The organism is Aeromonas simiae, assembly GCF_014892695.1.
Lineage (GTDB): Bacteria > Pseudomonadota > Gammaproteobacteria > Enterobacterales > Aeromonadaceae > Aeromonas > Aeromonas simiae.
The window spans coordinates 1,563,511-1,586,922 of record NZ_CP040449.1 but is presented as its reverse complement, the minus strand read 5'-3'; the positions used below and the strand labels follow the sequence as shown (position 1 = coordinate 1,586,922).

Below are 23,412 nucleotides of genomic sequence, written 5' to 3'. Positions count from 1 at the left end.
GCCTTGTTCGTTTCAGGGCCGTTGCACCAGCCCTATCTGTCCGTGTGGCAGCCACTCGAACTGCACCTCTTCGCGCATGCCGCAGCAACGGCCGCTGCAACCGCCGCTGTGGCACTTGCGTACCCGCCCTTTGCGCATCCACACCCCGAGCATCGCCTCGATGGCATCTTCCGAGGTGTTGAAATGGCGGGCCAGATCGCGGCGGCTAGCGCGCCCCTGGCTTGCCAGGTAATCCCCCAGCTCACGCAGGATCACAGCAGCACCGCCTTGCGCGCCACGATATCGCCGTGACGGCGCATCGCCGCCCACAGCAGCACGCTGATAAAGAGGTAGAAGAGGAACCAAAGCAGGCTCTGCTGCGGGTGCCGGACAAAGGTCATTCCCTGATAGAAGAGGGTCGAGCACATGAAGGCGGTGTAGTTACACCACAGGGCGGTGAAGATGGCCCAGCCACGGCCAGTCTCACGCACCAAGGCCCCCATGGCGGCGGCGCAGGGCATGTAGAGCAGCACGAAGATGAGGTAGGCCAGGGCGCCGGCGGCGCCGTCGAAGTGAGCCTGCATGTTGCGGTAGGTGGAGACATCCACGGCCTGGGCCTCGGCGGCGGCCGCCTGATCTTCCACCTCCCCGACGGCAATCCCCATCGGATCGCGCGGATCGATGGCGGCCAGATTGGCCGGAATGGTGGCCAGCGCCTCCTTGGCGCTCTCCCACAGGTTGTATTCGCCCGCCGCCTCCTCTTCGCCCTTGCCGGCATAGAGGCTGTTGAGGGTGCCCACCACCGCCTCCTTGGCGAAGATGCCGGTGACGATGCCGACCGTGGCCTGCCAGTTGTCATCGCGGATGCCGAGCGGGTGCAACACCGGGGTCACCGCCTTGCTCACGGTAGCGAGGATCGAGCGCTCGCCACCGGCATGGTCGAAGCGACCATCTGTGCCGAGGTTGTTAAAGATGCTGAGCACCGCCACCACCAGCACTATGGTCTTGCCGGCCCCAAACACGAAGCTCTTGAGCTTCTGCCAGGTCTTGAGCAGCACGTTAGAAAGTTGCGGCAGCTCATAATCCGGCATCTCCATCAACAGGCTCTCGCTCTTGCCCGGCAGCAGGGTGCTGCGCAGCCAGAGGCCGGTGAGCACTGCCACTACGACCCCGAGCAGGTAGAGGGCAAACACCAGATCCTGGCCGCTGTGGGGGAAGAAGGCGACGGCAAACAGGGCATAGACCGGCAGGCGAGCCCCGCACGACATGAAGGGGGCCATGGCCGAGGTCATCAGGCGCTCCCGTTCGGCCCCCAGAGTGCGGGCGGCCATCACCGCCGGCACCGAACAGCCAAAGCCCATCAGCATGGGTACGAAGGCCTTGCCGGGGAGCCCGAGACGGCGCATCAGCGCATCCACCACGAAGGCGGCGCGGGCCAAGTAACCCGAGCTTTCAAGCACCGCCAGAAACAGGTAGAGACAGGCGATGACCGGGATGAAGGTGGCCACCGTCTGCAAGCCGGCGCCAAAGCCGTCGGCCAAGATAGCCCCCATCCAGTCGGGGGCGGCCACCCTCTCCAGCAGATGACGGGTTCCCTCGACAAACAGGGCGCCCCCCAGCACGTCGAAAAAGTCGATGAAGGCGCTGCCCACCTTGATGGCGAACATGAACATCAAGTACATCACCAGCAAGAAGAAGGGGATGCCGACCCAGCGGTTGAGCAGCACCCGGTCGATGCGCTCGCTGCCGGCCGCCGAGAGTTTGCCTCTCTGGTGGCGATGCTGCTGGCACCAGGCGTGGATGTGGCCGTAGCGCACGTCCGCCAGTTGCAGATCGATGTCATGGCCGCGCTGCATCCGCTCGGCGAGCGCCAGCGCCAGCCCCTGTCCCTCCGGGGTCAATGCCCCCAGCAGCGAGCTGTCCCCTTCCAGCAGGCGCAGGGCTCGGCCACGGCGGGTGGCGTGGTGATCGTCTGGCAACAGGGCGGCCAGCTCGGCGATGGCGGCCTCCAGCTCAGGGCCGTAGTCAAGGGCCAGCGGCGCCTGCTCGGGGGTGAAGGTGAGCAAGGCATCCTTAAGCGCCGTCACTTGGCGGCGGCTGCGGGTCGAGAGCGCCACCACGGGGCAGCCGAGGGCGGCCGAGAGGGCCCGGGTGTCGAGATCGATGCGCCGCTTTTCCAGCAGATCCATCTTGTTGAGCACCACCAGCACCGGCAGCCCCAGCTCGCGCAGTTGCAGGGTCAGGTAAAGGGAGCGCTCGAGACTGGCTGCGTCGATGACGTTGAGGAACAGATCCGGCTGCTGGCTCTGGATATAGCGGGTGGCGATCTGCTCGTCGATGGAGTCATCCTGATTGCCAAGGCCATAGATGCCGGGCAAGTCCATCAGCTCCACCTCGAAGCCGCGATGCTCGAAGCGGCCGGTCTTTTTCTCAACCGTGACCCCGGACCAGTTGCCCACCTGCTGGCGGGCACCGGTCAGGGCGTTGAACAGGGAGGTCTTGCCGCTGTTGGGATTGCCGACGGTGACGATGTTGAGTTTCATACCCGCTCTACCTCTATCTGGCGCGCCAGGCTCTTTTGGATGGAGAGACAGATCCCCTGGCACTGGATCTGGAGCGGATCGCCAAGCGGCGCGGCACGCAGGAACTGCACCTCGCTGTGGGGCAGCAGCCCCATGACCATCAGCTTGCGGCGCACCTGACGGGTGAGTCGGTTCATATCGAGAATGCGGGCACATTGTCCCGGCGCCAGGTCGGTAAGATCCATGGCCGCCTCCTGAAGTTTAAACAAGAATAATTCGCTTTTACTGACCGGCATTATAAGCGGTACTTGGCGCGCGGATTTGCGTAAAATCAAACTTCGCTTAGCAAATACCAGAGTAAAACGATGTCACACGATGCCAACAGCAGACTGGTCTACTCCACCGATCGGGGTGCCATTACCGAGCCCACCCAGGCCAAGCAGGCCTCTGCCTTTGCTGAAGACGGGATAGTGCGCATCCGGCGCGAGACCAAGGGGCGCAAGGGCGCCGGCGTCATCACCATCCACGGGGTGCCGGCCGAGCAGCAAAAGGCCGTCGCCACCACCTTGAAGAAAAAGTGCGGCACCGGTGGCTCGCTCAAGGAGGGGGTCATCGAAATCCAGGGGGACAAGCGCGATCTCATCCGCGCCGAGCTGGAGAAGGCGGGCTTTACCGTCAAGCTGGTGGGCGGCTGACCGCGCTTGCCTATGCTGGCGCTTTTCCCTAGAATGCCCGCTCCCATCGAGGGGGAGTAGTCGCGCCGCCTGACGCCATGCAGGCGACGGCCCTGATCAACATACTTGGTGCCAAATCACCATGGTCAGGGCGCGCAGCCAGCGGGCAGCGTTGACAAGACCTTTGACGGGCGAGTGTCGCAACCGGGGACGGACGACGCTTGCCGGTCTTTGGTTGATAACAACTCCGTCCCCCGGTCATTTTATGGAAGCCCTGCTCACCTCCACGCTCAGCGTGGCCATCGCCGAGATCGGCGACAAAACCCAGTTGCTCGCCCTGCTGCTCATCTGCCGCTTTAAAAAGCCCTGGCCCATCATCGCCGGCATGCTGGCCGCGACCGTGCTCAATCACGCCTGCGCCGCTTGGCTTGGCGAGATGATCAGCCGCTGGCTTGACCCTAAGCTGCTCACCTATCTGGTGGCCGGTGCCTTCATCGCCATGGCGATTTGGATCTTGGTGCCGGACAAGATGGACGACGAGGAGAGCCCGCTCGATCGCTTCGGTCCTTTTGTCGCCACCTTTATTCTCTTCTTCATCGCTGAAATCGGCGACAAGACCCAGATTGCCACCGTGCTGCTGGCCGCCAAGTACGACGCCTTCTTTCAGGTGATTGCCGGTACCACCCTTGGCATGATGCTGGCTAACGTGCCTGTGGTGCTGCTTGGCAAGCTCGGCGCCGATCGACTGCCGATGCGCCTCATCCGTGCCAGCTGCGCCCTGTTGTTCACCTTGCTCGGTGTCTCGACCCTGCTGCTCTCCTGACGTCTCCCCCCTTTCGTGGGATACTCCGCCCATCAGATAAGGAGATCCCATGTTTCCACCCTCTCGCGCCCCCCTCTTTGAGTGGGTTCGCCGCGGCCACCTAGCGCCGCAACATCTGGCGCAGGCCGAGCGACTGCTCGGTCTGCCCCCCTCAAAAACCCAGTGGCAACAGCTGCTCGATCGCCTGCTATTGCTGCTTGGCACCCTGTGTCTGGCCGCCGGCCTTATCTTCTTCATCGCCTTCAACTGGCACCAGCTCGGTCGCCTGAGCCGGCTGCTGCTGGTGACCGCCCCGCTGCTGGCCGTGCTGCTACTGGGGCTGCGCCCCCTTACTCCCCCACAGCGTCAGGCGCAGCTGCTGTTTGCCGGCCTCAACCTCGGCGGTCTGCTCGCCCTCATTGGTCAGACCTACCAGACCGGCGCCGATCCGTGGCAGCTATTTGCCCTGTGGGCCGCCCTGCTGCTGCCGTGGGCCCTGCTCGGGCGCAGCGCTGTGCTCTGGGGACTGGCCTGGATGCTGGGCCAGCTAGCGCTGGTGCTCTATTGGCCGCTCAGTATCGAGAGCCTGTTTGCCTTTGATGAAGAGACGCTCGCCTGGTGCTTAACCCTTGGCAACGCCCTGCTGTGGGGCGTGCTGCTCGCCCTGCCCGCGCACCGGCGCCCGCCCCTGCCCACCTATCTGCCGGCGCTGGCAGCCGGCCTTGGCGCCACCTTGCTGGTACTGCTGAACCTGTTCGAGCTGACCTCCCCCCTGGCCTGGGCAGCCTGGCTTGGCTGGCTCGGCGCCGGCTATCGCCTTTGGCATGGCCGCTTTCTCACCGGGCTGGCGCTCGGCGCCCTCTCGGTTATCTGCGTCATCCTGGTGGCGGTCGGCAAGTGGGTCGACATCGACATGAACGGCTTTTTGCTGCTCGCCCTGCTCGCCATCACCCTCTCGGTGCTGGCGGTGCGCTGGCTCAAACTCGGTGGAGGGGCCCATGAGTGAACTCTGGCAACGTCTGCGTGACGCCGATCTAGTGAGCGGCGAGCCCCCCGTCAGCGATCCCCCCCACTGGAGCAGCCGGTTGCTGCTCGGGGTCTCGGGCTGGTTGGCCGCCCTGTTTTTGCTGTTTTTCCTGTTTCTTACCTTCATGAGCCTCATTCGCTCCAGCAGTGGCGCCCTGCTGCTCGGCGCGGGTCTGCTGGCACTGGCACGCGCCATGATGCTGGCCAAGGTGCAGCGCGATCTGCTCGCGCAGTGCGTGCTGGCCCTGGTGCTGGCCGGCGATGGCTGGCTACTCTATGGCCTGCTCGATAGCATCGATACCGACTCGCCCTGGCAGTGGGTAGGGCTGGCGGCGCTCTCCTTGACGATCGCCCTGCTCTTTGCGCACTGGTTGCTGCGCCTTTTTCACGGCTTTGCCGCCGGCCTGCTACTGGCCATTGCGCTCGATATCCTCGGCCTGCATGGATTGTGCGAGCCGCTGCTGCTGCTCGCCGTGCTGAGTCTCTCCTTCGCCATGGTGCGCTGGCCGCGCCACAGTGCGCTGCACGAAAGCCTGCAACTGGGTCTGGCACTGGCGCTGCTGGCCTTGGCGCTGCTCCCCTCCCAGGTCTGGGAGAGCGCGCCCTGGCAGAGCCTGGCCCCGGCCTATCTGCCGCACTGGCCCACCGCCCCGCTTTCGCTGCTGATTTTGCTCGCCTTTACCTTCCGTTGCCGCCTGCCCTGGTTGCCGGCCCTGCCGCTGCTGGCGGCCTCGGCCCTGCTGCCCGGCTTTGCCGCCGGCTGCCTGTTGCTACTGCTCGGCTTTCGCGACGGCCAGCGTGGGCTCTGGACGCTCGGCCTGCTACTGCTGCTCAGTGCCGGCGCCCTCTATTACTACGATCTGCGCCTGACCCTGATGATCAAGGCCGCCCTGCTGGCCCTGTGTGGCGCGCTACTGCTGCTGGTGCGCCAGCTCACTCTGATAAGGAGTTCTGCATGAGAGCCCATCGGCAACATCTCATCGCCCTTTATGGCGCCTTGCTTGTGCTGCTGCTGGGCGCCGACGTGGCGCGCCGCGAACTGGCCCTGGCCAGTGGCGAGACCATCCTACTGGCGCTGGCGCCGGTCGATCCGCGCTCCTTGATGCAGGGGGACTACATGCGCCTTGATTACGCCATCAACCGTGAGCTGCGCACCCTCCCCACCCCACCGACCTCGCTGGTGGTGCGCATCGACCCGCAGAGGGTCGCCCACTGGCTGCCCGGCGCCGATCCACAAACACTGGCGGCCGACGAGCGGCGGCTGCAACCGATACGCCAGACGCAGATCGGGCCCGATGCCTACTTTTTCGAGGAGGGAGAGGCCAAGCTGCTGGAGCAGGCCCGTTATGGGGAGTTTCGCCTTAGCAAAGAGGGCAGGATGCAGTTGATTGGGCTGGCTGACGCGGACGGAAAACCACTCGGTATGCGCAGAGCGCGTTGGTAACCTCTTGAATTAATGGCTACTTATGGCAACACTCAGACAATGGAGATGCACGACAAAGGGAAAGGTCGATGAAACGCTGGCTTGCCATCACCCTCTGGGGCCTCACCGCTTCGGCCATGGCCGAGCTAGAGCACCTCGAATACTTCACCGAGGAGTATCCCCCCTACAGCTACACCACGGCGCAAGGTGAAGTGACCGGTCTGGCGGTCGAGACCCTCAAGGAGGTGTGGCAGCGCACCGGCACCCCGCCCCAACCGATCCGGGTACTGCCCTGGGCGCGCGGCTATTACCTGCTCACCCAAAAGCCCAACGTGGTGCTCTTCTCGACCGCCCGCACTGCGGTGCGCTATCCCCTGTTCAAATGGGCCTGCCCCATCGGTTACTCGGAATATGTGCTGCTCGGCCTGAGCAAACGGGCGCTCACGCTCACCACGGATGCCGAGCTGGGCCGTTATTCGATAGCGGCGGTGCGCGCCGATGCCTCGGAGCAACTGCTGCTCAACAAGGGGATGGACGATACCCGCATCGTGCCGGCCAACCGCCTCGGCCAGGCGCTGCGCATGCTGCTCTCCGGGCGGGTCGATCTGGTGGCCACCGGCACGCTCGCCGCCAACGACACCATTAAAGAGATGGGGATCGATCCTGCCAGCATCAGCAAGGCCTATACCCTGAGCGCCGAGGAGCTGTGCTACGCCTTCAGCCGGGCCGTCAGTGACGAGACGGTGCAACGCTTCCAATTGGGGCTGACCGGCACCCTCGCCAGCCCCCACTATGGCGCGCTACAGCGGCGTTTCATGCCCTGAGCCTCCTCCCATCCATATGCCAAAAGGGCGCCGACGGGCGCCCTGCTTTTTCCCGTGATCGCCTGCAAAAAACCACGCGTTTCTGATAGTTACGTCAAAAATGCGCTGGTCAGCCAGCGCCCACCTCCTTAAGATGGCAAAAGGAGCCTGATGGCCCCCATGGACGGTCAAGGGCGCACGGTGGCAGCGATAAGCCAGGGGCGGTAGCATCTTTGTCGAAATGGAGCCGAGACGGGCGCCAGAGCGGCATAGCACGCCTCGGCGAGGGGCGAGGACGCTCTCTTCAAGGGGGTTTTGGTTTGCTCCCCTTGCCTCTTGGAGGAGAGGGTCAGGATGAGGAGTCGCCAACAGCTTTGGGTATGGCTCCGCCATGCAGGACACAAGGGCGCTGCCCTCAACGGGGTTTCGCCCGCCCTTCGGGTTGGGGCGAGTGACTTTGGAAAGACCCGCCCTCTCTGGCAAATAACACCAAAGGTCTTCTCCCCCGGTTGTTAGCCTTCCCGCATCGGGTTCCCTCGGCTCATCCGTTTGTCCGACTGCTCGCGCCGATGGGCCATCCCTGGCCTCGCGTCTTGGACAAACGGGTTCACCTCAGCGAACAACAGGGAGTGACACCCAACTAGCTGCACCGAGGCTAATTAACAGAGAAGAGCCCCCTATGCCCTATCGTGATCTGAAGAGTAGTTATCGCTGATCCGGCCCCTCGCCTATCGTATGGCAAGACCAAATTGTCACACCTATGCAACAGGTATCATCGACATGGTTGCATAGGTGAAAAAATCATTGTGAGCAGAGCAGCAAGCGGGACACATCCCTATCGGGGAATAGCTGTATATTTGAGGCCAGACAATAACTATTTAGCTGTTATAAAAAGTTATTTCTTCTAACATCTGATTATACTTCGCAAATCGAAAACATATCTTAATTAAATTTCAACATAGGAGATATTGTGATAACGGATGATAAAGAATGGGGATGCAAACATAACAAGCTCCCGGAAAATGGAAATATAAAATCATGTTTGATTACTGTAAACGATCTAAGATGCATAGCCCAAAAACTCACTGAATCTGTTCTAGATACTTCATGGATGCTTTCCATGGACAAGGGAACAAAAAAATCTTATCGCTATACAGCCAATGAGACTGCAGAAGCACTTGTCGCTATATTTAAAAAATTTCAAGACAGCAATGAAATCGGCTCTGAATTTGGTGAAATAATGATATCGATAGGTTCATCACGGGCCTTGGAAATAATTTTCGAACACAGGGCATTACCTATAGCTGAAATTTGGAAGCCACAAAAAAAACAAAATGAAGGTTTCGACTTTCATACAGAATGTCCAGCAAACCTGATTAACTTCGGAGAGGCAAAATATTCTAGTTCAATCAACTCTCATATAAAAGCGATCCCACAAATAGAAAAATTCATAAACGAAGAAAAACATTTCAGAGATAGGGCTCACCTAAAAAATATTGCTGACACCAAATCAATAAATAATTTGGATGATGATAATTTCGGCGTGATAGCTGCATTTTCAATAAATTCTGCAAACCATCAGGCCATAATGGATAATGCTCTTAAACGCATCTACCGCTCAAGTTTAGTCAAAGGTGCCACTGCAATCTATTTAGTAGGTGTGATATGTTCAGCATAAAAAGTATCAAAGAGTCTAATAGTCCAGAGGATGGTCTTTGTAAATTAATTACAAAGTTACACGCTGATGGCCCCATAGATAATATATTAATAGAAAACCTAACATATTATAAAGTTTTTCACCCAGAAACATTCACACTTTATGAAGAGAAGATAATCTCTTCTCTCGGTCTATTTTATAAAAACACAGAACCTAAAAATTTATATTCCTTCATTCTTTCAAACATTGGTCATAGCCACAAAGTAAGATTTGGAGAATACCTTACCCCCGTTCAAGCTAGCGTTAGAACAGCAGTAGAAAGAAAACAGTTCGTTTCTATATCTGCACCAACCAGTGTAGGAAAATCATTCTCTATTCGAGATTATATCTTTGATCTTCAAGGTGACTGCGTCATTATAGTCCCATCTCGAGCATTAATTGCAGAATACATAAAAACAATGCGTGATAAGTTTAAAGATGATAAGAAGATTATGATTTCATCTTTTGTTGATTATGTATTTACAAAAAGAAAGTTAAGGCGGATTTTCATTCTAACTCCTGAAAGAGCCAGAGAGCTATTTACATCAAAAATACATTTAAATATTGTGTTATTCTTTTTTGATGAAGCTCAAGTTTCAGAGGAAAAAGAAAGAGGCGTTATATTTGATGTATTAGTACGGCGGGTACGAAAACATTATCCAGAAGCAAAACTAATATTTGCACACCCATTTGTTGAGAATCCAGAAGCGCAATTCAAAAAACATTCAATAGATGAAGTTAATTCATATTCAAGGTCTTACCCTCACAACACTGTTGGAAAGGTTTTTGTTTTTGGCCATAAAAACAGCAAAGACTACTATTTTTCACCTTATATAGAAAATGGACATAATTTAAAAAACTGCATTGAGCTAGATTGCGATTTTGAAAAATTTGCTTTTGATGGAAAGAAATCAGTTCTAGTCTTTGTCTCCAAAGCATCTCTTTATCGTGGAGATTTCCTTGATAACTTTAAAAAATTTGTTGACAATTTCGACAAAATAAAAAGCAAAAGAGCATTAGAAATAATTAGAGAGGTAGAGGATGTCCTAGGTGCAAATGACAACAATCATAAATCCAAACTGGTTGAATTATTAAAGATTGGGGTTGTCATTCATCATGGTTCAGTTCCCCTGAATGTAAGATTCTTGATTGAGGACTTTATTAGGGAGGGCTTTGCTAAAATTTGTTTTGCAACTAGTACTTTAGCTCAAGGTATCAATATGCCTTTTGATATTGTCTGGCTAGATAATATGAGAATGCAAGGTTCATCTGAAGAAGATAAATCTTTAGCATTCAAGAACCTGATTGGCAGAAGTGGACGACTGTCAATAAATCCTACTTTTGATTTTGGCTTTGTCTATACAAATAATGCCCGACTATTATCCTCGAGAGTTAACAACTCTTACCGTCTTTCAGAGAGCTCTCTATTGGAATCAGATGCAGACAAATTTACAGATGAAAAAGAACTAATTACCTCAATTATAGATGGCACTTTCAATGAGGAAATTAATTTTCCTCAAACAAAGATAGAGCGACTATCCAATCAACATATTTTCGATTTAATTAAAGAAACTCTTGATTTAATCTATGGTGATGAATTTGGTAAACACTTATTTGGTCGTGAGAATAGAGAAAATCGAGACGTCGTCAAGGACAACCTACGTATCATATATGAAGCCTCACTTGGGAGAGAGTTACTAGACGGTGAGTTAAATGTATTTAATACTGCTGTAGTGATTTTCTTTCATGTTATTAGAGGTCGACCGTTCAAGGAGATAGTGGGGATTCGGTATAATAATATATCTAACCGCAATGGAGATAGAAATGCACTGGCAAAATTCACACAACCGGCCAATAAGTTACCTGACAGCACATTAAGACATGCATATTCTTTATTTCCAGAAACCAAGGCTAAGGATGTAAGTTATGACGCGATAGTTTTCGATACCTACGACTATCTAGACATGGTCATTGCATTTTCTCTATCGGATGTGCTAATGGGTGCGTTCTATATATATCATAGTGCAACAAAAGATAGTAACGCATTGAAAATGGTAGAGTTACTAAAATATGGAACAAACAATACTATTCACACACTATTGATAAGGTATGGTTTTCCACCCGATGATCTAAAAGAAATATCAGAGTACATAGATGAAATATCCGAAGAAAATATATTATTCAAGCCAGATGTAACTTTTAGCCACCCATATATAAAAGAGTTAATTGAGTGGTATTTACCTTGATTATCTAACCAGCCCACTTCAATCCTAACATCGAACATTTTATATATCTCCCTGTCGAAAAACCGCAGCCTTGAGCTACGGTTTTTTATTCTATTCCCCAGACACGCATCTATCTCAACTAAAAAACGGCGTTGTTTCCCAAATCAGCCAGCAAGTCATGACTGCCCCAGCCCCTGGTGACCGTTACACTCGGGGCAGTCTGACAGGTAAGCCCAGGATATTGAGTTTGTTGATAGCGCTGACATACGCCATCACTTCTCCCACTTGGCCGTTGTAATTACGCAGACTGATTTTGCCCGTCAGCAACTGCTTGAACCGGTACATCGCCGTCTCTACCAGCGAGCGACGGTGATACCCCGATATCTTCTTCCAGTGCGCCAATCCTTCCTTGCGCATCACCAGCACAGCGTCATTTCTTGGATGCCCCTTTTTCCAGAGCCCCGCACTCTTGCGAGGCGGGATACAGGCTGTCGCCCCTTTGCGCGAGATAAGCTGATAGCTGGCTTTGCTGTCATAGGCGCCATCTGCATAAATACACCCCAGCTTCCGCCGCCACGATATCGTGGCTCACCGGGTCTACCGCCAGATGCAACTTGCGCCAGACTCGCCGCTTCTCAGCGCCGTGTTTTCTGACCTTCCATTCGCCTTCGCCAAACACCTTCAGACCCGTCGAATCAATAACCAGGTCGGTGATGCGCCCCTTGCTGGGCTGCCGATAGGCCACGGTCACCGTGCGGGCCCGCTTGCTGACACAACTGTAATCGGGGGCACAAAGCGGTACGTTCATCAACTGGAACAGGGAGTCGAGTAGTCCCTGAGTGGCTCGCAGAGTGAGGTTGAATATCCCCTTGAGCATCAGGAAGGTACAGATGGTCTGGTCAGTGTAAAGCGGGCTGCGGCCCCGCCGTCCGTGATGGTCGTGGTAGAGCCCGTTGTTCATGACGGCGGCATCAACCCAGAAGGTGAGTGAACCACGGTTAATCAAAGACTTGTTGTATTGAGGCCCGTTGGTGATGGGATGAAGCGATGTGCCCATGATGCAGACTTGAAGAGGATGGTGGTGATCAGATCACCGAGTTCTCAGTTAGTTCCATTCAAGCTGCATCAATATAGGAAACAACACCGCGGAAAAGGCGATCAATATGAACGCTAAAGCCACGGGCGGGCACAGTATTGGGTCCCCTCACCCTAGCACCCTCCCGTAAGGAGAGAGGGGCTCAGAGCGCAGGCCACCGAGACTTAAGAGGTGTCGAGGGAAAAGACGCAAACAAAAACCGCAGCCCTCGGGCTGCGGTTTTTTTATAGGGTCAACTGGTTGGCGCGAGCAGGGCCACCGGCCTTAGGCGCGGCGCCAGGTGGTCTGGCCGGCGCTGTCTTCCAGCACGATCCCCATTTCGGTCAGGCGGTTGCGCGCCGCATCGGCAGCGGCCCAGTTCTTGTCGGCACGAGCCTGGTTGCGCTCACTGATCAGGCGCTCAATCTCGGCAACCTCGTCGTCGCTCTCGCTCCCCTTGAGGAAGGCGTCGGCGTCTTGCTGCAAGATACCGAGCACGCCGCCCAGCTCACGCAGGCGGGCGGCCAGACCTGCCGCTGCGACGTCATCCTGCCCCTTGAGGCGGTTGATGTCGCGCACCAGATCAAACAGCACCGAGTAGGCTTCCGGGGTGTTGAAGTCATCGTCCATGGCGGCTTTAAAGCGGGCCACGGCCTCTTCACCACCGGCCGGGGCCACCGCCGGCAGGCCGCGCAGGGCGGTGTAGATGCGCTCGAGCGCCGCGCGCGATTGCTTGAGGTTCTCTTCCGAGTAGTTGAGCTGGCTGCGATAGTGGCCCGACATCAGGAAGTAGCGCACCGTCTCGGCATCGTAGTGAGCCAGCACGTCGCGAATGGTGAAGAAGTTGCCGAGGGACTTGGACATCTTCTCTTTATCCACCATCACCATGCCGCTGTGCATCCAGGTGTTGACGTATTCGCCGTCGTGGGCGCAGCAAGACTGGGCAATCTCGTTCTCGTGGTGCGGGAATTGCAGATCCGAGCCGCCACCGTGGATGTCGAAGTGGTTACCCAAATGCTTGGAGTTCATGGCCGAGCACTCGATGTGCCAGCCGGGGCGGCCCGGCCCCCAGGGGCTCTCCCAGGTCGGCTCACCGGGCTTGGACATCTTCCACAGCACGAAATCGAGTGGGTTGCGCTTGGCATCGACCACGTCGACCCGGGCACCGGCCTGCAACTGCTCGAGATCCTGGCCCGAGAGGCGGCCATATGCCGGGAAGGAGTCAACGATGAACATCACGTCGCCGTTGTCGGCCACATAGGCATGACCGCGATCGAGCAGCAGCTGCACCATGGCGATGATCTCGCCGATGTGAGCGGTGGCGCGCGGCTCGATGTCGGGGCGCTGCATGGCCAGCGCATCAAAGTCGGCGTGCATGTCGCCGATCAGGCGCTCGGTCAGATCATCGCAGCTGACGCAAGTCTCGGCGGCGCGCTTGATGATCTTGTCATCGACGTCGGTGATGTTGCGCGCATAAGTGAGGTCATAGCCGAGATAACGCAGGTAACGGGCCACCACGTCGAAGGCGACGAAGGTGCGGCCGTGGCCAATGTGACAGTGATCGTAGATGGTGACGCCACACACATACATGCCCACCTTTCCCGGGTGGATGGGTTTGAATTCTTCTTTTTGACGAGTGAGTGTGTTGTAAATCTTCAGCATCGCGATCGCTGTCCTTCCAGTGAAATGGGCTGCCATTCTAACCCCATCGGGGGGATAAAACGAGCCGTGTCGCCGCCCCTTTCGCCGCACAAAGCCTGTCCGCTCGCGCCTTTGCCCCCTGCCCTACCCTTTGCCGACAGCCCACCTTGGGCTAGAATTGCCCGCACTTGCACACCCACCCACTAAAAGGACGCCGTAATGGTCACTTTGCACACCAATTTCGGGGACATCACCCTGACCCTGTTCGCCGACAAGGCCCCGGAGACCGTCGCCAACTTCCTGCAATACTGCCGTGACGGCCACTACGATGGCACCGTGTTCCACCGCGTCATCGACGGCTTCATGATCCAAGGCGGCGGCTATGCGCCCGGCTTTGAAGAGAAAGAGACCCGCGATCCGGTACAAAACGAAGCCGGCAACGGGCTTTCCAACAAGATCGGCACCGTCGCCATGGCCCGCACCATGGACCCGCACTCGGCCACCGCCCAGTTCTTTATCAACGTCAACCACAACGATTTCCTCGACTTCAAGTCGGCCACCACCCAGGGCTATGGCTACTGCGTGTTTGGCGAAGTGAGCGAAGGGATGGACGTGGTCAACAAGATCAAGGGCGTCAAGACCGGCAACTACGGCCGCATCCACCAGGACGTACCGCTTGAAGATGTGATCATCACCAAGGTCACCGTCGCCTGATCCCGGTGAACGACCTTGCCACCGCGGCCCCGGCCGCGGTGTTTCCCTTTGATGCCCACGGGCGTTGCATCGATTCCCTCGCCGCCTTTGATGCCCGCCGGCCTCTTTATCACCTCCTGAGCCACGGCGGCCTGTGAACCCCATGACGACCCTCTTTATCAGCGATCTGCACCTTTCTCTGGAGCGGCCCGACATGACGGCGGCCCTGCTCAGTTTTCTGCAAGGTGAGGCGCGCCGCGCCGACGCCCTCTATGTGCTCGGCGATCTGTTCGAGTTCTGGATTGGCGATGACGACCCCAACCCGCTGCACGATCAGGTGGCCGACGCCTTCGCCGCCTTGGCCAGCGCCGGCGTGCCGCTCTATTTCGTGCACGGCAACCGCGATTTTCTGCTGGGGTCGGCGTTTGCCCGCCGCGCCGGCATGACCCTGCTCGGCGATCCCAGCGTGATCGAGCTCTACGGCCAGCGCACCTTGCTGATGCACGGGGATCTGCTCTGCACCCTAGACGTGGACTATCAGCGCTTTCGCCGCGTCACCGGCTGGCGCTGGCTACGCTGGCTGTTTTTGCGCCTGCCGCTGGCGCGCCGCCAGCGCATTGCCCGGCACCTGCGTGGCAACAGCCAAAAAGAGAACGCCGGCAAGGCGCAATCGATCATGGACGTGACCGAGGCGGCGGTGCACCAGGCCATGCGCCAGCACCACTGCACTTTGCTCATTCACGGCCACACCCACAGGCCCGCCATCCACGATTTTTCCCTCGACGGTCAGTCGGCCCGCCGCATCGTGCTGGGCGACTGGTTCGAGCAGGGCTCGGTGCTGGTGTGCCGCCCCGGTGAGCAGACGCTGGAGCAGCGCCCCCTACCGCCGCGCTGATGAGCAGGCTCACCTGAGGCGAAACTAGCATATGACACGATTATCCCTGCCAAAATGGGGGATAATCTGCTATAGTTCGCCCCCTCTCGTTATAACTGAAACATGGCCTACCAGTGGTGGGCCCGAACCTTGGGGAATATCACCATGTCGATCGATCAATCTCTGCTGGCCCGGGCCGGTGGCAAATGCGAACTGTGCGGAGCCGAGCAGGAGCTGAGCCAGTACGCCATCCCCCACTCCCCGGCCGCTGACGCCGACCACAGCGTCGCCCTGTGTGCCACCTGCCACGGCCAGATCAGCGCCCCCGAGACCCTCGAGGTCAACCACTGGCGCTGCCTCGGCGACACCATGTGGAGCCAGGTGCCGGCCGTACAGGTCATGGCGTGGCGTCAGCTCAAGACCCTGGCCGATCAGGGTGAAGTGTGGGCCCGTGACAACCTCGACATGCTCTACCTCGAAGACGACACCCGCGCCTGGGCCGAAGCCGGCCAGCAGCAGGCCGATGACGATCACACCCCGACCCTCGACTCTAACGGCGCCGTGCTGCAAGAGGGTGACTCGGTGACCCTGATCAAGGATCTCGACGTCAAGGGCGCTGGCTTCACCGCCAAGCGTGGCACCCTGGTCAAGAACATCCGCCTGACCAACAACCCGCTGCACATCGAAGGCAAGGTCAACGGCGTGCAACTGGTGCTGGTCGCCGCCTACATGAAGAAGGCATAACGCCGCGCGCGATAACGCGGTAAAAAGGCGGCCCTCGGGCCGCCTTTTTCGTTCTTGCTCCAATCTAGGCAATCAGGAGGCGTTACCTCACTCTTTGCGGGGTTCATATTGCTGCGCAAATGAGATAAGTTCCCATTATCATTTGCCTGACAGGAGAGCCCTATGTCGACCCGTTTCTGGAAACACCAGACCCGGCTTGGCAACCGCCGTTTCGCCCTCGGTAATCACGCCGGCGCACTAGCGTGCTATCAGCAAGCCCTGTGGAGCGCCCGCCAGCACCTGCCCCTGTGGCGCGAACCCGAGGAAGCCGTCGCCGCCCTGGTGGTCTCTTACCACAACCTGGCCGATCTGCTGCTGGCCATGGCGCTGCCCGAGCGCGCGGCCCACTACCTGTGCGAGGCGCAGCAAAGCCTGCTCAATCTGCTGCAAGACGGCGCCCAGCCGTGTCGGCTGCGCGAAGCGGCCCATACCCATCTCTCCTGCTGCCGCGTTGAGCTGCTGCGGTTTTTGCGCCGAAGTGGCCCCCATCCCGAGGTGGAGCAGGCGCTGCGCCGCTGTGGCTGCGCCCACCCCACCCTGCACTAGTCCAGCATGCCCAGGAGCTAACGCCCCCCAGCGATGGCCGAACCTCGATGGTCATGGGCGCCCCTTGGCGGCGCAGGCGCGATGAAGGGGTTACCCAACGCGCACCGCTCACCCCGCCACGTCCGGCGCGCGGCTCACGGCCGCGCCCCCTGCTTCATGTTGGATCAGTGAGGAGCCGGGCAATTTTCCCCCGTTTGGATACCCTCAAAGGGAACCACCATCAGGGAGAGAGCCATGATCCGAATTGTTGTGTCCCTTCTGCTGGTTGTCGCCTGCGGCCAACTGGTTGCCTGCAACACGGTGCGCGGTGTCGGCCAGGATATCGAAAGCGCGGGCGATGCCATCCAGCGCTCCACCCACTAACCCTCGACCATAAAAAAGGGGCCCTCAGGCCCCTTCTTTTATGGGTGGTCGGCTCAGTTGACCGGGTGCTGCTCGGCCAGATAGAGCCAGGTGTTGACCACGGTATCGGGGTTGAGCGACACCGAGTCAATCCCCTGCTCCAGCAACCAGGCGGCAAAGTCCGGGTGATCGGACGGCCCCTGGCCGCAGATCCCCACGTACTTACCCGCCTTGCGCGCCGCCTGGATAGCCATGGCCAGCAGGGCCTTGACCGCGTCGTTGCGCTCGTCAAACAGGTGGGCGATCAGCCCCGAGTCCCGATCCAGCCCCAGGGTGAGCTGGGTCATGTCGTTGGAGCCGATGGAGAAGCCATCCACGTGCTCGAGGAACTGCTCGGCCAGCAGGGCGTTGCTCGGGATCTCGCACATCATGATCACCTTGAGCCCCTGCTCGCCGCGGCGCAGACCGTTCTCGGCCAGGATCTCGATCACCTCGCGGATCTCGCCGACGGTGCGCACGAAGGGCACCATCACCTCGACGTTGGTCAGCCCCATCTGCTCACGCACCCGCTTGATCGCCTCGCACTCGAGGGCAAAACAGGCACGGAAACTGTCGGCGATGTAGCGCGAGGCGCCACGAAAACCGATCATGGGGTTCTCTTCGTGGGGTTCATACTCGCGCCCGCCCACCAGGTTGGCGTACTCGTTGGACTTGAAATCCGACATCCGCACTATGACCCGCTCCGGCCAGAAGGCCGCAGCCAAGGTGGCGATCCCCTCGGTGAGCTTGGCCACATAGAACTCACGCGGGCTCTCATAGCCGGCCATCATCTTGGTGATGGTGGCTTGCAGCTCGGGGCTCTGGCGGTCGAACTCCAGCAGCGCCTTGGGGTGCACACCAATCATGCGGTTGATGATGAACTCAAGGCGCGCCAGGCCTACCCCGGCATGGGGCAGCTGGGCAAAGTCGAAGGCCCGATCCGGGTTGCCCACGTTCATCATGATTTTGACCGGCAGGCGCGGCATGTTGCCCACCTCGGTCACCGCCACGTCAAAATCCAGGGCCCCATCATAGATAAAGCCGGTGTCCCCCTCGGCGCAGGAAACGGTCACCTGCTGGCCGGGCTGAATGTGGTCGGTGGCGTCACCACAGCCCACCACCGCCGGGATCCCCAGCTCGCGGGCAATGATGGCGGCGTGGCAGGTGCGCCCGCCCCGATTGGTGACGATGGCCGAGGCCCGCTTCATGATGGGCTCCCAGTCCGGGTCGGTCATGTCGGTAACCAGCACGTCGCCGGGTTGCACCTCGTCCATCTGGCTGATGGAATTCACCACCTTGGCCGGGCCGTGGCCAATCTTGTGGCCGATGGCGCGCCCCTCGGCGATGACGCTACCCGCCTGCTTGAGGGCGAAACGCTCTAAGGTGTTGCCCTCCTGGCGGCTGCGCACGGTTTCTGGGCGCGCCTGGACGATATAAAGCTGACCATCCTGCCCGTCCTTGGCCCACTCGATGTCCATCGGGCGGCCGTAGTGCTGCTCGATGATGAGCGCCTGCTTGGCCAGCGCCATCACCTCTTCATTGGTGATGCAAAAGTGGTTGCGCTCGGCCTCAAGGGTATCGACGGTCTGCACCTGGCGGCCATGACCGGCATCGCCCGAGTAGATCATCTTGATGAGCTTGGAGCCGAGGGTCTTGCGCACCACGGCAGGACGACCCGCCTTGAGGGTCGGCTTGTGCACGTAGAACTCGTCCGGGTTGACGGCCCCCTGCACCACCATCTCACCCAATCCCTGGGAGCCGGTGATAAAGACCACGTCGTTAAACCCTGACTCGGTGTCGAGGGTGAACATGACGCCGGAGGCGGCCAGATCCGAGCGCACCATGCGCTGCACCCCGGCCGAGAGGGCCACGCCACGGTGATCGTAACCCTGATGAACCCGGTAAGAGATGGCTCTATCGTTAAACAGCGAGGCAAAGACATGCTTGATGGCAGTGAGCACGGCGTCGATGCCGCGCACGTTGAGGAAGGTCTCTTGCTGCCCGGCAAACGAGGCGTCGGGCATGTCTTCGGCGGTGGCCGAGGAGCGCACCGCAAACGAGGCATCGAGCCCGGCAGAGAGCTTGTCATAAGAGGCGTGGATCGCCTGCTCCAGCGCCGGTTGTAGCGGCGCGGCGACGACCCATTCACGGATCTGCTGGCCGGCACGGGCCAAGGCATTGACGTCATCCACATCCAGCTCGTCGAGCAGGGTATGGATCCGCTCGTTGAGACCACTCACCTCGAGAAACTCGTTGAAAGCAAACGCCGTGGTGGCAAACCCACCCGGAACCGAAACACCGGCTCCCGAGAGATTGCTGATCATCTCGCCGAGGGAGGCATTCTTGCCACCGACGCGATCCACATCCTGCATTCCGAGTTGCTCGTACCAGAGTACGTACTGTTGCACTTGCATGTCTCCAGGTTGGTGAACACGGGATCGGGCCCGTGTTTCTGTTATGGTGTAGGGCACCGCAAAGAAAACGTTTTCTTGCCAGAGCCAATAAAATCCCCTGTAAAAAAGGGGATGGTTCAGTGGCGAGGCCATTTTACAATGAATCACAAAAAATTAACGAACCAGGTTTGCAACCTGTATCACAAGTTCACAACAGCTGGATAGTTGACATTCCGCGTTGGTATCCAGAGAAACTTTATTTGTAGAGCTGAAAAAGGAGCATTCTCGTGCACACCGTCTTCTACGTTTCCGATGGCACCGCCATCACTGCCGAAGTGTTTGGCCACGCCGTGCTGAGCCAGTTTCCCCTCGCCTTCGAACAGGTGACCATCCCCTTCGTCGAAACCCTGGAGAAGGCGCGCCTAGTGCGCCAGCGCATCGATGAGTGCTTCGCCCAGACCGGCATCAAGCCCCTGCTGTTTCACACCATCGTCGACCCCGTGCTGCGCGAGGAAGTGCTGCGCGCCCAAGTCAATGCCCACGATTTTCTCAACACCTTCGTCACCCCGCTCGAGCAGGAGCTGGGCGTAAAGGCCACGCCACGCCTGCACCGCACCCACGGCATGGAGAACCGCAAGCTCTATGACGATCGCATCGACGCAGTCAACTTCGCCCTGGCCAACGATGACGGCATCACCACCAAGGAGTATGAGGAGGCAGACATCATCCTCATCGGGGTGTCGCGCTGCGGCAAGACCCCCACCAGCCTCTATCTCGCCCTGCAATTTGGCATTCGCGCCGCCAACTACCCCTTCATCGATCAAGACATGAGCGCCCTGGATCTGCCCCCCGCCCTCAAGGCCAACCGTCACAAGCTGTTCGGCCTGACCATAGCGCCGCAGCGGCTGCACGAGATCCGCAACCAACGCCGGGCCAACAGCCGCTACTCGTCACTGGAGCAGTGCGAGCAGGAGCTGGCACGGGTCGAGCGACTGTTTCGTCAGGAGGCGATCCATTTTCTCAACACCACCTCCCACTCGGTGGAAGAGATCAGCGCCAAAATCCTGGAGACCACCGGGCTGCGCCGGCAACTCTATTGAAGGGTTAACAGTAAAACGCGAAGTCAATAGAGACCTGATGAATTGAACAAAATTCACTCTTTTCTTGGTTTTTCGCCCGTTGCCGCAGCCACAGCGTGATTAAGGCGCCATTTCCTCCGTTTTCTCGGTGAAAAAGAGGTGCAAAACCATGTACCTAGCATTATTCTCGGCCTATTGGTAGTGACACGATATGGTTAAGCAGGCGCGCGCGTAACGAAGCGCATGCAATATTGTAAACATATCGGTACACAACCAAGTTAACTGACCGACACAGAGGATTGAGGAATGGATCTGACACAGCAGGGAAATGAGCTCAAGCGTGGCTTGAAGAACCGCCACATCCAGCTGATCGCCCTGGGCGGTGCCATCGGTACCGGCCTGTTTCTGGGGATTGCACAAACCATCAAGATGGCGGGCCCGGCCGTGCTGCTCGGCTACGCCATCGGCGGCTTCATCGCGTTTCTTATCATGCGCCAGCTCGGCGAGATGGTGGTTGAAGAGCCGGTAGCCGGCTCGTTTAGCCATTTTGCCTACAAGTACTGGGGCGACTTCGCCGGTTTTGCCTCCGGCTGGAACTACTGGGTGCTCTATGTGCTGGTGAGCATGGCCGAACTGACTGCGGTCGGCATCTATGTGCAGTACTGGTGGCCCGAGATCCCGACCTGGATGTCGGCGGCCTTCTTCTTCGTGCTCATCAACGCCATCAACCTGACCAACGTCAAGGCGTTCGGCGAGATGGAGTTCTGGTTTGCCATCATCAAGGTGCTGGCCATCGTCGGCATGATTGGCTTTGGCGGCTGGATGCTCTTCTCCGGCTCCGGCGGCCCGGATGCCTCGGTCACCAACCTGTGGGCCCAAGGCGGCTTCTTCCCCAACGGGGTGAGCGGCCTGGTGATGGCCATGGCGGTGATCATGTTCTCCTTCGGCGGGCTTGAGCTGGTCGGCATCACCGCCGCCGAAGCCGACAACCCCGAAAAGAGCATTCCCAAGGCCACCAATCAGGTGATCTACCGCATCCTCATCTTCTACATCGGCGCCCTGGCCGTGCTGCTCTCCCTCTATCCCTGGGGCAAGGTGGTAGAAGGCGGCAGCCCGTTCGTGATGATCTTCCACGCCCTCGACAGCAATTTGGTGGCTAACGTACTCAACATCGTGGTGCTGACCGCCGCCCTGTCGGTCTACAACAGCTGTGTCTACTGCAACAGCCGCATGCTCTTTGGTCTGGCCAAGCAGGGCAACGGCCCCAAGGCGCTGCTCAAGACCAACCAGAGCGGGGTGCCTGTGGTGGCCATCTCCATCTCGGCCGCCGCCACCTTGCTGTGCGTGCTCATCAACTACCTGATCCCGGGTAAGGCGTTCGAGCTGCTGATGGCCTTGGTGGTCTCGGCCCTGGTGATCAACTGGGCCATGATCAGCCTGGCCCACCTCAAGTTCCGCAAGGCCAAGGCCGCCGAAGGGGTCACCCCCAAGTTCAAGGCGCTGTGGAGCCCGTTTGGCAACTACCTCTGCCTCGTCTTCATGGCCGGTATTCTGGTGATCATGTACCTGACCCCCGGCATCCAGATCTCGGTGCTGCTGATCCCGGTCTGGCTGGTCATTCTTGCCGTTGGCTACCAGTTCAAACAGCGGCGCAGCCGCGCCAGTCTGGCCACCAACCCCTGATCCTCATCGCTAGCAACAACCGGCCTTCGGGCCGGTTTTTTTATGGCCATCGACAGGAGCGTTTGCCCCAATAGGTTTGGCCGCATGGACAAGCGCCGCTGCCACAGGCTCTAATACCTTGGTTTTCCTCTGCCCACTGCCTTCATCTGGAGCCGTCATGACCGATCACACCCTCTCCTCCCCGCCCCAACCCTGGCAGCAGCTGCTGCGCCTGCACATTCAGGCGCACCCCAAGGTGGCCATGGCGCTGGCCATCGCCCTCGCCGGCGTATTGCTGCTGCTGTTGCAAAGCCTGATTGCCATCGCCGCCGGCGATCTGACCCCGGGGGCCCACTACGGCATCATTGGTGGTCTGGCGGGCTTTGCCGCCACCGCCCTTGGCGCCCTGCCGGCGCTGGTGCTGCGCTCCATCCCGCAGCGGGTGGAGGACACCATGCTCGGCTTTGCCGCCGGCATGATGCTGGCGGCCAGCGCCTTCTCGCTGCTGCTGCCGGGGTTGGAGGCCGCCGAGGGGCTCACCGGCAACCCCTTCCTCGCCGCCGCCGTGGTGGTGCTTGGCATGGGGCTCGGCGTGCTGCTGATGCTGGGGCTCGATCAGTTCACCCCCCACGAGCATGACAAGAGCGGCCCCTGTGGCCCCGGCCACCAGAACTGCTCGCGGGTCTGGCTGTTTGTCTTTGCCATCGCCCTGCACAACCTGCCAGAAGGCATGGCCATCGGCGTGAGCTTCTCCCAAGGTGACATGAAGGTAGGGCTGCCGCTCACCACCGCCATCGCGCTGCAAGACATCCCCGAGGGGCTCGCGGTGGCGCTTGCCATCATCGCCGCCGGCTACAAGCCGCTGCCGGCCGTGCTCATCGCCATCTTAAGCGGCCTACTCGAGCCGGTTGGCGCCTTGGTCGGCATCGGCCTCTCCAGCGGCATGGCCATCGCCTACCCTATCGGTCTTGGCCTTGCGGCCGGCGCCATGCTGTTCGTGGTCTCCCACGAGGTGATCCCCGAAACCCACCGCAACGGTCATCAGACTTTCGCCACCCTAGGGCTGATGGGAGGCTTTGCCCTGATGATGACCCTCGACACTGCGCTCGGTTAAGCGCAAAGACCCAGGCCAAGG

21 protein-coding genes and 1 pseudogene are annotated in these 23,412 nt (G+C 58.7%); 16 read left to right on the top strand and 6 right to left on the bottom strand.

Annotated features, from left to right (window positions below):
• Window positions 1–12: 12 nt before the first annotated feature.
• From FE240_RS07460 to FE240_RS07450, 3 genes are read right to left on the bottom strand one after another with little or no spacing between them, the layout of a single operon-like run.
• Window positions 13–255 (bottom strand): FeoC-like transcriptional regulator, encoded by a 243-nt coding sequence (locus tag FE240_RS07460; RefSeq protein ID WP_193004000.1) that lies wholly within the window; start codon window positions 253–255, stop codon window positions 13–15.
• Window positions 252–2,522, bottom strand: a complete 2,271-nt coding sequence (feoB, locus tag FE240_RS07455; protein WP_193003999.1) for a Fe(2+) transporter permease subunit FeoB — start codon at window positions 2,520–2,522, stop codon at window positions 252–254. The genes FE240_RS07460 and feoB overlap by 4 nt, the downstream gene beginning before the upstream one ends.
• Complete coding sequence (locus FE240_RS07450; protein WP_042047401.1) at window positions 2,519–2,746, bottom strand: FeoA family protein; 228 nt, start codon at window positions 2,744–2,746, stop codon at window positions 2,519–2,521. Before FE240_RS07450 ends, feoB begins: the two co-directional genes overlap by 4 nt.
• A gap of 120 nt (window positions 2,747–2,866) precedes the next feature.
• Between FE240_RS07450 and FE240_RS07445 the strand changes: the two genes are divergently transcribed.
• The 8 genes from FE240_RS07445 to FE240_RS07410 all read left to right on the top strand — a co-directional run bounded on the left by FE240_RS07445 (window position 2,867) and on the right by FE240_RS07410 (window position 11,171).
• Window positions 2,867–3,196 (top strand): translation initiation factor, encoded by a 330-nt coding sequence (locus tag FE240_RS07445; RefSeq protein ID WP_193003998.1) that lies wholly within the window; start codon window positions 2,867–2,869, stop codon window positions 3,194–3,196.
• 244 nt (window positions 3,197–3,440) lie between these two features.
• Window positions 3,441–3,998, top strand: a complete 558-nt coding sequence (locus FE240_RS07440) for a TMEM165/GDT1 family protein (RefSeq protein ID WP_193003997.1) — start codon at window positions 3,441–3,443, stop codon at window positions 3,996–3,998.
• A gap of 49 nt (window positions 3,999–4,047) precedes the next feature.
• Entirely contained in the window at window positions 4,048–4,983 is a 936-nt protein-coding gene (locus FE240_RS07435) for a DUF2157 domain-containing protein (RefSeq protein ID WP_193003996.1), read from the top strand.
• The gene (locus FE240_RS07430) at window positions 4,976–5,962 is read left to right on the top strand and encodes a DUF4401 domain-containing protein (RefSeq protein WP_193003995.1); all 987 of its coding nucleotides are present in this window, start codon (window positions 4,976–4,978) and stop codon (window positions 5,960–5,962) included. The genes FE240_RS07435 and FE240_RS07430 overlap by 8 nt, the downstream gene beginning before the upstream one ends.
• A complete protein-coding gene (locus FE240_RS07425) occupies window positions 5,959–6,447 on the top strand; it encodes a GDYXXLXY domain-containing protein (protein WP_193003994.1) in 489 nt (162 codons plus the stop codon). Before FE240_RS07430 ends, FE240_RS07425 begins: the two co-directional genes overlap by 4 nt.
• Before the next feature lie 68 nt (window positions 6,448–6,515).
• A complete protein-coding gene (locus FE240_RS07420; protein WP_193003993.1) occupies window positions 6,516–7,250 on the top strand; it encodes a substrate-binding periplasmic protein in 735 nt (244 codons plus the stop codon).
• A gap of 949 nt (window positions 7,251–8,199) precedes the next feature.
• On the top strand, window positions 8,200–8,907 hold the full coding sequence (locus tag FE240_RS07415) for a hypothetical protein (protein ID WP_226799052.1): 708 nt from the start codon (window positions 8,200–8,202) through the stop codon (window positions 8,905–8,907).
• Window positions 8,895–11,171 carry a DEAD/DEAH box helicase gene (locus FE240_RS07410; RefSeq protein WP_193003992.1) on the top strand — a complete coding sequence of 759 codons (2,277 nt, stop codon included), beginning with the start codon at window positions 8,895–8,897 and terminating at the stop codon, window positions 11,169–11,171. The genes FE240_RS07415 and FE240_RS07410 overlap by 13 nt, the downstream gene beginning before the upstream one ends.
• A 183-nt stretch (window positions 11,172–11,354) precedes the next feature.
• On the opposite strand, the pseudogene FE240_RS07405 reads toward FE240_RS07410, so the two are convergent.
• Window positions 11,355–12,207, bottom strand: a pseudogene (locus FE240_RS07405) (IS5 family transposase).
• A 303-nt stretch (window positions 12,208–12,510) separates the two neighbouring features.
• Window positions 12,511–13,887, bottom strand: coding sequence for a cysteine--tRNA ligase (gene cysS, locus FE240_RS07400; protein ID WP_193003991.1), 1,377 nt, complete (start codon window positions 13,885–13,887; stop codon window positions 12,511–12,513).
• Between the two features lie 198 nt (window positions 13,888–14,085).
• Between cysS and FE240_RS07395 the strand changes: the two genes are divergently transcribed.
• The 5 genes from FE240_RS07395 to FE240_RS07375 all read left to right on the top strand — a co-directional run bounded on the left by FE240_RS07395 (window position 14,086) and on the right by FE240_RS07375 (window position 17,125).
• Window positions 14,086–14,580: a peptidylprolyl isomerase gene (locus FE240_RS07395; RefSeq protein ID WP_042047412.1), complete on the top strand. Its 495-nt coding sequence runs from the start codon at window positions 14,086–14,088 to the stop codon at window positions 14,578–14,580.
• A gap of 142 nt (window positions 14,581–14,722) precedes the next feature.
• Window positions 14,723–15,454: a UDP-2,3-diacylglucosamine diphosphatase gene (lpxH, locus tag FE240_RS07390; RefSeq protein ID WP_193003990.1), complete on the top strand. Its 732-nt coding sequence runs from the start codon at window positions 14,723–14,725 to the stop codon at window positions 15,452–15,454.
• Window positions 15,455–15,598: 144 nt separating this feature from the next.
• The gene (locus tag FE240_RS07385) at window positions 15,599–16,177 is read left to right on the top strand and encodes a PhnA domain-containing protein (RefSeq protein ID WP_042047451.1); all 579 of its coding nucleotides are present in this window, start codon (window positions 15,599–15,601) and stop codon (window positions 16,175–16,177) included.
• Window positions 16,178–16,339: 162 nt separating this feature from the next.
• Window positions 16,340–16,762, top strand: a complete 423-nt coding sequence (locus FE240_RS07380; protein ID WP_193003989.1) for a DUF2753 family protein — start codon at window positions 16,340–16,342, stop codon at window positions 16,760–16,762.
• A 234-nt stretch (window positions 16,763–16,996) separates the two neighbouring features.
• Window positions 16,997–17,125 (top strand): entericidin A/B family lipoprotein, encoded by a 129-nt coding sequence (locus tag FE240_RS07375; protein WP_084214791.1) that lies wholly within the window; start codon window positions 16,997–16,999, stop codon window positions 17,123–17,125.
• A 53-nt stretch (window positions 17,126–17,178) separates the two neighbouring features.
• On the opposite strand, the gene ppsA is transcribed toward FE240_RS07375, so the two are convergent.
• A complete protein-coding gene (gene ppsA / locus FE240_RS07370) occupies window positions 17,179–19,557 on the bottom strand; it encodes a phosphoenolpyruvate synthase (RefSeq protein WP_193003988.1) in 2,379 nt (792 codons plus the stop codon).
• A gap of 266 nt (window positions 19,558–19,823) precedes the next feature.
• Here ppsA and ppsR point away from each other — a divergent pair, with 266 nt between their 5' ends.
• From ppsR to FE240_RS07355, 3 genes are all read left to right on the top strand, one after another.
• Complete coding sequence (gene ppsR / locus FE240_RS07365) at window positions 19,824–20,636, top strand: posphoenolpyruvate synthetase regulatory kinase/phosphorylase PpsR (protein WP_193003987.1); 813 nt, start codon at window positions 19,824–19,826, stop codon at window positions 20,634–20,636.
• 285 nt (window positions 20,637–20,921) lie between these two features.
• Complete coding sequence (locus tag FE240_RS07360; RefSeq protein WP_193003986.1) at window positions 20,922–22,298, top strand: amino acid permease; 1,377 nt, start codon at window positions 20,922–20,924, stop codon at window positions 22,296–22,298.
• Window positions 22,299–22,539: 241 nt separating this feature from the next.
• Window positions 22,540–23,391, top strand: a complete 852-nt coding sequence (locus FE240_RS07355; protein ID WP_404800079.1) for a ZIP family metal transporter — start codon at window positions 22,540–22,542, stop codon at window positions 23,389–23,391.
• Window positions 23,392–23,412 lie beyond the last annotated feature (21 nt).

What these genes read in the sequence shown, in the direction of transcription:
- FE240_RS07450 (WP_042047401.1), bottom strand. Translation starts at nt 2,746, where the DNA reads ATGGATCTTACCGACCTGGCGCCGGGACAATGTGCCCGCATTCTCGAT.
- FE240_RS07385 (WP_042047451.1), top strand. Translation starts at nt 15,599, where the DNA reads ATGTCGATCGATCAATCTCTGCTGGCCCGGGCCGGTGGCAAATGCGAA.
- FE240_RS07360 (WP_193003986.1), top strand. Translation starts at nt 20,922, where the DNA reads ATGGATCTGACACAGCAGGGAAATGAGCTCAAGCGTGGCTTGAAGAAC.
- FE240_RS07355 (WP_404800079.1), top strand. Translation starts at nt 22,540, where the DNA reads ATGGCGCTGGCCATCGCCCTCGCCGGCGTATTGCTGCTGCTGTTGCAA.
- ppsA (WP_193003988.1), bottom strand. Translation starts at nt 19,557, where the DNA reads ATGCAAGTGCAACAGTACGTACTCTGGTACGAGCAACTCGGAATGCAG.
- FE240_RS07425 (WP_193003994.1), top strand. Translation starts at nt 5,959, where the DNA reads ATGAGAGCCCATCGGCAACATCTCATCGCCCTTTATGGCGCCTTGCTT.
- lpxH (WP_193003990.1), top strand. Translation starts at nt 14,723, where the DNA reads ATGACGACCCTCTTTATCAGCGATCTGCACCTTTCTCTGGAGCGGCCC.
- FE240_RS07420 (WP_193003993.1), top strand. Translation starts at nt 6,516, where the DNA reads ATGAAACGCTGGCTTGCCATCACCCTCTGGGGCCTCACCGCTTCGGCC.
- FE240_RS07380 (WP_193003989.1), top strand. Translation starts at nt 16,340, where the DNA reads ATGTCGACCCGTTTCTGGAAACACCAGACCCGGCTTGGCAACCGCCGT.
- cysS (WP_193003991.1), bottom strand. Translation starts at nt 13,887, where the DNA reads ATGCTGAAGATTTACAACACACTCACTCGTCAAAAAGAAGAATTCAAA.
- FE240_RS07375 (WP_084214791.1), top strand. Translation starts at nt 16,997, where the DNA reads ATGATCCGAATTGTTGTGTCCCTTCTGCTGGTTGTCGCCTGCGGCCAA.
- FE240_RS07395 (WP_042047412.1), top strand. Translation starts at nt 14,086, where the DNA reads ATGGTCACTTTGCACACCAATTTCGGGGACATCACCCTGACCCTGTTC.
- FE240_RS07440 (WP_193003997.1), top strand. Translation starts at nt 3,441, where the DNA reads ATGGAAGCCCTGCTCACCTCCACGCTCAGCGTGGCCATCGCCGAGATC.
- FE240_RS07435 (WP_193003996.1), top strand. Translation starts at nt 4,048, where the DNA reads ATGTTTCCACCCTCTCGCGCCCCCCTCTTTGAGTGGGTTCGCCGCGGC.
- FE240_RS07410 (WP_193003992.1), top strand. Translation starts at nt 8,895, where the DNA reads ATGTTCAGCATAAAAAGTATCAAAGAGTCTAATAGTCCAGAGGATGGT.
- FE240_RS07430 (WP_193003995.1), top strand. Translation starts at nt 4,976, where the DNA reads ATGAGTGAACTCTGGCAACGTCTGCGTGACGCCGATCTAGTGAGCGGC.
- FE240_RS07445 (WP_193003998.1), top strand. Translation starts at nt 2,867, where the DNA reads ATGTCACACGATGCCAACAGCAGACTGGTCTACTCCACCGATCGGGGT.
- feoB (WP_193003999.1), bottom strand. Translation starts at nt 2,522, where the DNA reads ATGAAACTCAACATCGTCACCGTCGGCAATCCCAACAGCGGCAAGACC.